Source organism: Rubneribacter badeniensis (assembly GCF_002899695.1).
GTDB classification, from domain to species: domain Bacteria; phylum Actinomycetota; class Coriobacteriia; order Coriobacteriales; family Eggerthellaceae; genus Rubneribacter; species Rubneribacter badeniensis.
Genome location: NZ_PPEL01000022.1, coordinates 25612 through 33871, shown reverse-complemented (window position 1 = coordinate 33871; position 8260 = coordinate 25612). Strand labels below are relative to the sequence as shown.

Sequence of the window (8260 nt, the reverse complement as noted above, 5' to 3'; positions counted from 1 at the left end):
CTCGCAAGGCTTCCCCGCGCCCCTTCTCCCGCCGCATCCCCGCCCCGCACTTCCCAACCGCTTGCAAACCTGATGCCCGCACTGAGGTATAATCGGAAGCGAGGGAGGGAGAGAATCGTGAACCTGTTGGAGAAGACGCGCGGCGCGACCGGCGCCAGGATCATCGTCGGATCGGCGTTTTTCTGGGCGTGGCTCGACGCGCTGTTCATGAGCCTGCTCTTCGTGCGCCCTGAAGCCGAGGGGCTCATGGCAGAGCTGGCGGCCACGTCCGTGTTCGGATTGAGCCTGCCCTGGCTCGCCCTCGCGCTGGCGCAGCCCGCCGCATGCAACGCCCTGCTCGCGCGGAAGCGAGCGCCACTCGCGTTCGCGGCGCTCGGCACGGCGGGATCGCTCTTGTTCGCCCTCGCCGGAGCGAGCCTCAACGCGGCGGCGCTCGCGGCCGGCGGCCTGTGCGCCGGGGCGTACATGGCCGCAAGCCAGCTGGGATGGGGCGCGACGTACTGCCAAGACGGCGAGCGCAGCGCCACGCCCTTCGTGGCCGGCGGCTTCGCGTGCGCCATCCTCGTCGACGCGCCGCTTCTGTTCATGGTTCCCGAAGCCGCCGCCGTGTTCGCGTCGCTGCTGCCGCTCGCGTCGGGCGCCCTGCTCGCAACCGTCCCCTCCGAGCAGCGCAGCTATCGACGCACCCCCCCCCCGCCGCCGAATCGCGACCGCGTCGCAGTCCTCACTTCGCTCGCACCTGAAGGCGCATCTCGGCACGTCGATGACGCTTCTGTGCGCCGTCTCCCTCGTCATGACGGGGTTCGGCTACCTGCAGCACCTCGTGTCGTTCTCGCCGATCGCGGGTGACGGCGCGTCCGGCGGCATCCTCGTGCAGGTGGCCCGCGGCGTGGCGTCGATCCTCATCTTCGCCATCGTGGTGCTGGCGAAGCGACGGCCCAGCCCCGTGTACCGCGTGGGCCTCCTGGCCATGATCGCGGGCTTCATGCTCATGGCGTTTCTGTTCGGTACCGATCTGTTCTGGGTGTCGGGAGCCATCGTCATCGGTGGATACACGATCCTCGACCTGCTCATCTGGGTGGCGTTCTCGCAGATAGCCTACGCGCAGTCGCGCGATGCGCTCAGAACCGTCGCGCTCATGCGGCTCATCGCGGTGCTGTGCTCGGCGACGGGGGCCGCGATCGGCATCGCGCTCGTGGGCTTCGACGAGGTGCCGTCCGGAAACGTGGCCGCCGAGACGACCGTGGTCGGCTACCTCGTGGTCATCGCCACGGTGCTGTTGCTGAGCAGCGAGGACATGTGGATGCTGTTCGGTCGCCCTCGCCCCGACGGCATGGCAGGAGACGACAGCGCAGGACGCGAAGCGCGCCTGGCCGCTTGGTTCGAGCGCGTCGGGCTCACCGCGCGCGAGCGCGAGATCGCCTCCCTGCTGGCCTCCGGACGCACCCAGCCGTGGATCGCAGAGCGCCTCGGCATCTCCGAGAACACCGTGGGCACCCACGTGCGCCATATCTACCAGAAGGCGGGCGTCCACGACCGCCAGCAGTTCATCGATCTCGCCTCCTCGCCTGATGAGACGCCATCACCCGAACCACGTGAGGTGCCCGAAAGCCTCACGGGAGACGCCTGATTTGCGAAAATACGGCGATTCGCGCGTTGCGCCGGCCGAGCCGAATCCCGCATCCTGACCTCGATGCGACCACACGCCGCACGGCCCGCCGTCGCGGGCAGATGGAACACGGGTCCTCAGGACCCCGAGGGAAGGGATGAAGCCATGGACATCAATCGCAGAAGCTTCTTGAAGGGCGCGCTCGCCACCGGCGCCGCCGCTGCGGCAGCCGTCGCGCTGCCGGCTTGCAGCCCCGCCACGTCCTCCGACGCTGGCGGCGCGAACGCGAACGCAAGCTCGTCGGCGGGAGAGGCGGGCGCGAAGCACACGTGGGAGGTCGCCCCCGAGCCCATCACGGACGTGGCCGAGACGCAGGACTTCGACGTGGTGGTCGTGGGCGCGGGCCTTGCGGGCATCAACGCCGCCGAGGCCGCCGCGCGCAACGGCGCCAAAACCGTGGTGGTCGAGCGCAACACCACCATCTCCATGCGCGGCGTGGACGTGGGCTTCATCGGCGGCACGTGGCACGAGGAGAGCGGCCTTGACCTCGATCCCCGCGTCGCGGCGCGCTACCTGCACCAGGCGTCGCACCAGACCACGAACTACAACCTCATCTACGTGTGGGCGTCGCGCTCCGGCGAGGTGTTCGACTACATCAGGGACCTGGGCGCCAAAAACGGCGTGAGCATGGTGTCGGCGCTGTCCGGCACCGCGAAGTACGGCGTGTGGTCCACGCTGCCCGAGCAGTGGCGCGTCTACCCCGACGCCGTTTCGTTCGTGCGCGGCGGCGAGAAGTACGACGCCCGCGACGACGGCCAGCCGGTCAACGTGACGCTCGGCGAACTCGTGTACAACTCCGCCGTGGACAACGGCGCCGAGTTCGTGTTCGAGGCGCGCGCCGAGCAGCTCGTAGGCGACGCGGCCGGCGGCATCACCGGCGTCATCGCCACCACGAAGGACGGCAAGCACGTGCAGTACAACGCCTCGAAGGGCGTCATCCTGGCCACGGGCGACATCGGCGGCAACCAGGAGATGATCGACGCGTTCTGCCCCATTTCCAACCGCTCGGACGCCAACGTGTACGCCCCGGCCGGCTTCAACAACGGAGACGGCCTGCTCATGGGCGCCTGGGCCGGCGCCGCGCTGTCGAAGAGCCCCGCCGCTCCGATGATCCACCAGTTCACGCTGGACTCGCTCGAGTTCAACCTCACGTCGTTCATCATGTGCTGGCTCGCCGTGAACGCCAACGGGGAGCGCTACGGCGCCGAGATGCCCTTCGAGCCCATGCTGACGAACGCGCGCATGAATACCCCCGGCAACGTGGCGTGGTCGCTCTTCGACAGCGACTACGAGACGTACCTCATGCAGCAGCAGCCCGAGCGCTTCGACCGTTTCACCGACGGCTTGGCCGAGGTCATGGAGAAGTGGCTTGACGAAGGCAAGCTCTTCAAAGCCGACACGCTCGACGAGCTGGCCGCGCAGATCGACGTTCCCGCCGACGCCCTCAAGGCCACGGTCGAGCGCTACAACAGCATGGCCGAAGCGGGCGAGGACGTCGACTTCAACGTGCCCGCGCAGTTCCTCTGCCCGGTGAGGACCGCCCCGTTCTACGCGACGAAGAACGTGTGCTCGACGCTCACCATCCCGTTCGGCCTCCATGTGAACGCCGACTCCCAGGTGCTCACCGCCGAGGACGAGCCCATCGCCGGCCTGTTCGCCATCGGCAACGTGCAGGGCGACTTCTTCGGCAACGACTACCCCGTGCACTGCCCCGGCGTGAGCCATGGCCGCTGCGTGACGTTCGGCCAGCTCGTGGGCGAGGCGTGCGCGAAGGGCACGACCATCGGCGAGCTCGACTTCTCCTAGCCGCCTTCGCGGCGCGAGGAGGCGATTCCCCTCCCTCCCGCCTCCTCGCAAGGGCCGGACGCCGTGCGCGTCCGGCCCTTTTCGCGAGCGCGCACCTGGACTTCCGCGCGCCTGGGCTGCCTCGCATCTGAGCCGCCGTACATCTGGGCTTCCGCACGCCTGTGCTACCGCGCGCCTGGACCGCCGCGCGCCCAGGCCGCCGCACATCTAGGCTGCCTCGCGTCCGCGCTGCCGCGCGTCTGGCCGCGGCCCGCCTCCTCGCATGCGGCCCCGCACGCAGCAGCGCACCGCAAGCGCGCGAACGCCCGCACCCCCTCCGGCACCGCGCGCCTCCCCGAACCCGACCCGCGCCGTCGGGCGGGTGGAAGCGCGGTATCATAAGCGGGTCAGTCTCATGAGAGGAGCCCGCTTTGAACGATACCGCCGACCTCGTCGCACGCGCCCTTGCGCTGCACGACCGCAACTTCAACTGCGCCCAATGCGTCGTCTGCGCGCTCGCGCCGCGTCTGGGCGCCGACGAGGACGTCTGCTTCCGCGCATCCGAAGGGCTTGGCCGGGGGATGGGCGGCATGAGCGAGACGTGCGGAGCCGTCTCGGGCGGCGCGATGGCCATCGGCCTCGCAACCAGCAACGGCGCGGCCGACCCCACCAGCAAAGAGCTCACGTACCGCTACGTGCGCCGCCTCGTCGAGGCGTTCCGCGCGAAGAACGGCTCCACCATCTGCGCCGACCTCAAAGGCGAGCGCACGGGCGCGCCGCTTCGCAGCTGCAGCGGCTGCATCGAGGACGGCGTGGCCCTCGCCGCCGGACTGCTCGACGAGTTGCACGCGCACGCCCGATGATCGCCCTCGGCCCGTCGTCCGTGCTCGCGGCCTTCCGCTCGCTCGCCTTCGCTCCCCCGCACCCGTCTCGGCCCGCCGACGCGCCCATCGCGCCCGCCCGCCCCGCCGCGCCAACCTTCTACGGCCGCGGAACATCGCCCCCAAGCCGCCACTCGCCGGCGCGCTGCTGCTCGAACCACATGCCGGCGTACAGGCCGCCCGCCGCCACAAGCTCGTCATGCGTGCCGCTCTCCGCGACGACCCCGCCATCCACCACCACGATGCGCGCGGCGCTGCGGACGGACCTCAGACGATGGGCGATCACGACCACCGTCTTGTCGCGCACGAGCTCGGCGACGGCCCGTTGGACGAGCACTTCGTTTTGCGGATCGAGCGACGCCGTCGCCTCGTCGAGCAGCACGATGGGCGCGTCCTTCAAAAGCGCGCGGGCGATGGAGATGCGCTGCTTCTCGCCGCCCGAGAGCGTGCAGCCGCCCTCGCCGACCACCGTGTCGAAGCCCTGGGGCAGCCGCTCGATGAACTCGAGGCACGCCGCACGGCGGGCCGCATCGCGCACCTCCTCGTCGGTGGCCCCCTCGCGCCCCATGCGGATGTTCTCCGCTATGGTGTCCTGGAACAGGTACACGTCTTGGAACACGATGCTCACGCGCGAAAGCAGCGCGTCTGCGCCCATGCGCTTAAGCGGCACGCCGCCGAGGCGCACCTCGCCTGCGCGCGGATCCCAGAACCGGGCCATAAGCCGCACGACCGTCGACTTGCCCGAGCCCGAGCGCCCCACGAGGGCGGTCATGCCGCCCTGCGGCGCTTCGAGGGAAAGCCCGCGCAGCACGTCGTCCGGCGCGCCTTGCGCGGCCTTCGCCCCCGGCGCCGCATCGGCGTCCGGGCGCTCCTTTCCCGGCGCGCCGTAGCCGAACACGACCTCCTCGAACGCGTAGTCGAGCCCCTGCGCCGCGCGCCGCTTCTCCAAAGCCGGCTCGGAAAGCTCGGGCTCGTCGAGCACCGCGTCGATGCGCCGCGCCGCCTTGTCGGCATGCGAGAAGTCGGACAGGAAATAGAACAGCGAGATCACCGGCTCGTACAGATTCAGCGCGACCAGCAGAAACACCATGAAGGAGAACGGATGGAGCGCGCCCTGCGACAGAAGGGCCGTGCCCGCGGCCATCACCACGCCGATGCCGCACGACAGCACGAGCCGTCCGAACACGGCCACGGGACGCGAGGCCGCCTCCTTCTTGATGGACACGCGCCGCAGCTCATCGAAGCTGCGCTCGAGCGCGGCGAACTGCTCGCCCGCCAAGCCGAACGCTTTGAGCGTGCGGATGCCGCGCGCGTACTCGATGCTGCGCGCGTCGCTTTCCCGCAAGGCGCGCGCCATCTCGTCTGAGACGCGCGAGAGCCCCCGAAACCCCAGATAGAGAAACGGAAGCGCCAGCGGCACCACCGCAAGCGTCGCAGCGGCCATGCGCGCGTCGAACACGGCGAGGAACACCGAGAACACCGCGAGCCTCGCGAGGATGCACCCCGCCTGCGACAAAAGCTCGCCGCCGTAGTTCTCCACGATGCGATAGTCGCGCAGAAGCACCGAGGTCAGATCGCCCGCATCGCGCTCGCTGTAGAAGCCCATCGGCAGCCGCCTGAGCTTCTCTCCCATCGCAAGGCGCGCCTCGAGCACGATGTCGGCCGTTCCCGCGCAGGTCAGTATGTATATCTTGCGAGAAGAGAGGTACGACAGCGCAAGCTGGGCCGCAAGCGCGACGAGGCAGAGCGCGAGCGCGCGGACGTCGAGCGCCGACCCCGGATCGGCGATGGGGCCCATCAGCACGTACACCGCCGCCACCATGATGCCCGTCGGCAGCGAGCTGACCATCGAATCGAGGATGCGCCATCCGACCATCGCGCAGTAGTTCTTGGGCCTCCTGAGCGTCAGGCGGTCGAGCGATTCTGCAAGGCTACCCACGACGATCCTCCTTCCCTGCGGCCATGTCCCACGCGTCGCGCCGCTCGTTCGCCTCGACCATCCGGCGATACAGCGCGCTCTTTCGCACGAGCGCATCGTGCGGGCCCTGCGCCGCAAGCCGGCCCTCGTCCATCACGAGGATGCGGTCTGCGGCTTCGACGGTCTTCAGGCGATGGGCGATGATGAGCACGGTCTTGTCCCGTGCAAGCCGCGCGAACGCCTGCTGGATCCTCCCCTCGTTCTCGGCGTCGACGTAGGCCGTGGCCTCGTCGAGCACCACGATGGGCGCGTCTTTCAGAAACACGCGCGCGATGGCCACGCGTTGCGCCTCGCCGCCCGACAGGTACGTGCCACCCGGCCCGATGCGCGTGTCAAGGCCCTCGGGCAGACGCGCCACCACGTCGTCGATGCACGCCGCCCGCGCCGCCGCGAGCACCTCGTCGCGCGTGGCGGCCTCGTTTCCCATGCGGATGTTCGCCTCCAGCGTGTCGGCCAGCAAGAAGGTGTCCTGGAACACGAACGACACGGTGTCGGAAAGGCGCTGGGACGAGAGCTCGCGGACGTCCACGCCGCCCACGCGCACCGCGCCCTCATCCGCGTCGAAGAACCGCAGGATGAGCGCCGCGATGGTCGACTTGCCGCCTCCGGAAGGGCCCACGAGGCCCGTGACGCTGCCGGAGGGGAGCCGAAAGCTCACGTCGTCGAGCGCCCGCGGCCCGTCCGGCCCCGCATACGAGAAGGACACGTGGGAGAACTCCACGCTCGCGTCTTGCGGCTCGCGCGGCTCGGCGGGCTCGGCAAGATCGGGATAGTCGAGGATATCGTCGATGCACTCGACCGCCGCGTTCACGCCGCTCATCGTCACCGTCTGGGTGATCATCTGCAAGACGGGCTCTTTCATCCCCGCCCCCACGAGGAAGAACAGAAGCACGGTGGACACGAAGCGCGCGTAGGACTGCCCGTCGGCCGAAACGCCGGGCAGGACGAGCAGCACCGCGACGAGCAGGCACAGCATCTGAGCGCCGATGGCCGCGTACATCCTGCCCATGCCCGAAGCGTTGAAGTACGTCGCCCATTTGATGTTGCCCACGTACTCGCGCGCGTCGGCCTCGAAGCGCCGAAACGCCGAAAGGCTGCGGTTGAACACCTTCACCACCGACATGCCGTGCACGTACTCCACCGTGGTGCCCTCCAACGTCTCGCCGGACGCGCGCATGGCCGCCTGGCACGCCGCCCCCTCCGGCGTCGCAAGAGCGCGTCCCATCAGGATGAACGCCGCCACGATGGGGATGACGAGCGCAAGCGCGAGCCGCCAGTCCACCGCGAGCAGACACGCGATGGCCACAAGGGGAAGCGAGGCGGCCGACGCGGCATCGGCCAGATGGTGCGCCACGAAGCCCTCGATCTGCTCGACGTCGGCGCTCATCACCTTCTTCACCTCGCCCTGGCGCACGTCGGAGAAGAATCCGGAGGGCACGCGCGCGAGCTTTCCCATAAGCTGCACGCGCACCTCGTACAGGATGTTGAACGCCGCCGTGTGCGCGAGCATCGTGGAGAGGTACATCGCGACGCCGTACACCGCCGCAGCGGCCAGGGCACCGGCCGCAAGCGCGGCCATGAAGCGCCAATCGATGGAGGCCAAGTCGTGGAAATGCATGACCACCTGGTCCATCATGAAGTACACGAGGATGAAGGGCGAGAACCGCGCCGCCGATGCCGCGACGGCCAGCGCGACCGCGCCGACGAGCAGCCCGCGCTTGCGCCCCGCCAGCTCCATGAGGCGCGCGAGGCCCTGCTTGCGCTTGGGGCGCGCGGACGGGGTGCCTGCGGCGGGGGCGGCATCTCTGCCGGAGCCGCCCGCGCCGGGGCTGGAGGCACCTGCGCCGGGGACGGACGGAGGATCCGCAGCCCTTTCGTAGAACGCGCGCTGCGCCTTCGAGAACACCGTCGAAAGCGCGGGACGCACCGCCGTCTTCGCCTTCATGC

6 protein-coding genes are annotated in these 8260 nt (G+C 69.5%); 4 read left to right on the top strand and 2 right to left on the bottom strand.

Translation table 11 applies throughout. The features are described from left to right. The first annotated feature begins 117 nt into the window (after positions 1–117). From C2L80_RS14295 to C2L80_RS05570, 4 genes are all read left to right on the top strand, one after another. Positions 118–849 carry a hypothetical protein gene (locus C2L80_RS14295; protein ID WP_224758776.1) on the top strand — a complete coding sequence of 244 codons (732 nt, stop codon included), beginning with the start codon at positions 118–120 and terminating at the stop codon, positions 847–849. Continuing rightward, positions 764–1630, top strand: a complete 867-nt coding sequence (locus C2L80_RS14290) for a LuxR C-terminal-related transcriptional regulator (protein WP_224759250.1) — start codon at positions 764–766, stop codon at positions 1628–1630. The genes C2L80_RS14295 and C2L80_RS14290 overlap by 86 nt, the downstream gene beginning before the upstream one ends. Before the next feature lie 144 nt (positions 1631–1774). Further along, positions 1775–3475 (top strand): FAD-dependent oxidoreductase, encoded by a 1701-nt coding sequence (locus C2L80_RS05575; protein ID WP_087197603.1) that lies wholly within the window; start codon positions 1775–1777, stop codon positions 3473–3475. A gap of 410 nt (positions 3476–3885) precedes the next feature. Next, entirely contained in the window at positions 3886–4317 is a 432-nt protein-coding gene (locus tag C2L80_RS05570; protein WP_087194879.1) for a C-GCAxxG-C-C family protein, read from the top strand. Positions 4318–4435: 118 nt separating this feature from the next. On the opposite strand, the gene C2L80_RS05565 is transcribed toward C2L80_RS05570, so the two are convergent. After that, the gene (locus C2L80_RS05565) at positions 4436–6274 is read right to left on the bottom strand and encodes an ABC transporter ATP-binding protein (protein WP_087197605.1); all 1839 of its coding nucleotides are present in this window, start codon (positions 6272–6274) and stop codon (positions 4436–4438) included. Next, complete coding sequence (locus tag C2L80_RS05560; RefSeq protein ID WP_204600540.1) at positions 6267–8258, bottom strand: ABC transporter ATP-binding protein; 1992 nt, start codon at positions 8256–8258, stop codon at positions 6267–6269. The genes C2L80_RS05565 and C2L80_RS05560 overlap by 8 nt, the downstream gene beginning before the upstream one ends. Positions 8259–8260: the final 2 nt, after the last annotated feature.